This window comes from Pseudomonas sp. FFUP_PS_473 (assembly GCF_002858665.1).
Lineage (GTDB): Bacteria > Pseudomonadota > Gammaproteobacteria > Pseudomonadales > Pseudomonadaceae > Aquipseudomonas > Aquipseudomonas defluvii.
In genome coordinates this window covers 1-1,358 of record NZ_PJQQ01000090.1, presented here as the reverse complement: position 1 = coordinate 1,358, position 1,358 = coordinate 1, and the positions used below count along the sequence as shown (strand labels likewise).

At 59.9% G+C, this 1,358-nt stretch carries 1 protein-coding gene; it reads right to left on the bottom strand.

Annotated features, from left to right (window positions below; translation table 11 throughout):
• Nucleotides 1–1,358, bottom strand: a 1,358-nt coding sequence (locus CYD26_RS25155) for an immunoglobulin-like domain-containing protein (RefSeq protein ID WP_371917267.1), incomplete at both ends; no start/stop codon positions are given.

Here is a 1,358-nt window from a genome sequence, read left to right as displayed (position 1 = left end):
CCTTCAGCCACGCTTGGTGTGGCGCTCAGGGTCACGGTGGTGGTGTCAATGGTGTCGGTGACGACAGTCACTGCCGCATCTGGGCTGGTCACCAGGCTTTCGAAGTCACCGCCGGTGCTGCCGGTGATGGTGACGTTCAGCGTTTCGCCGTCTTTGTAGACGTCATCAGACGGAGCATCAACGGTGATCGAACCTTCTTTCGCGCCGGCGGCGATGGTGACGACCTGGTTGTTGCTCAGGGTCACCTTCATTTCGGTGCCCGCTGGGTTGGTCAGCGATACGGTGTAGACGATCTTGCCGCCTTCAGTCACTTCGCCAGTCGCGCTGACGCTCAGGCCAGTCGAATCCTGGGTGCCTGGACCATCGGTGACGGTCGTGGTTGGCGTGCCTGCCGCTTCTACTTTCTCGTAGTTGCCGCCACTGATGTCCGTGATGCTGTTGGTCAGCGGTGCGTTGGTGTTGTGAACGTTGTTCGGTGCAGTGAACGGCACCGAGCCCGAGGACTCGCCGACCGGGATGGTGATGGTCTGGCCGTTGGCCAGGGTCACCACCAGCGGGGTACCGGTAACCGGGGCATTGACCGACGCGGTGTAGGTGACAACGCCACCTTCGGCCACGCTGGGTGTAGCGCTCAGGGTCACGGTAGTGGTGTCGATGGTGTCGGTCACCGTGGTCACTGCTGGTTTGTCACTGACCTCCAGCTCTTCAAAGTTACCACCGCTGGTACCAGTGACCGTAACACTCAGTGTGCCAGCATCAATGTATGAATCATCGCCCGGCGCATCAATGCTGATGCTGCCTTCTTTCGCACCTGCGGCAATGGTGATGGTCTCACCATTGCTCAGGGTGATCTGCATTTCGGTACCGGCCGGATTGCTCAAGGTCGCGGTGTAGACGATCTTGCCACCTTCGGCGACTTCGCCAGTTGCCGTCACGTTCAGGCTTGTGGTGTCCGTACTGTCGACCACTTCGGTAATCGCAGGCTCTTCGCTCGGTTCAAGCTTTTCGTAGTTACCACCTGTGGTGCCGGTGATGGTGGTGATGATCGAGTCGGCGCCGTTGTACACATCATTCGGCGCGGTGAAGTCCACAGTACCGGCGGATTCACCCACCGGGATGGTAATGGTCTGGCCATTGGACAGGGTTACTGTCAGTGGCGAACCGGTCACAGGCGCACCGACCGTAGCGGTGTAGGTAATTACACCGTTCTCACCCACCGTCGAAGTCGCCGTCAGGGTGAGTGAGGTGGGGTCGATCGAATCGGTGATGGTGGTCACCGCCGGCTCGGTGCTCGGCACCAGGTTCTCGAAGTTACCCCCCGTAGCACTGGTAATCGTGGTGCTGACGGTGCTGCCGTT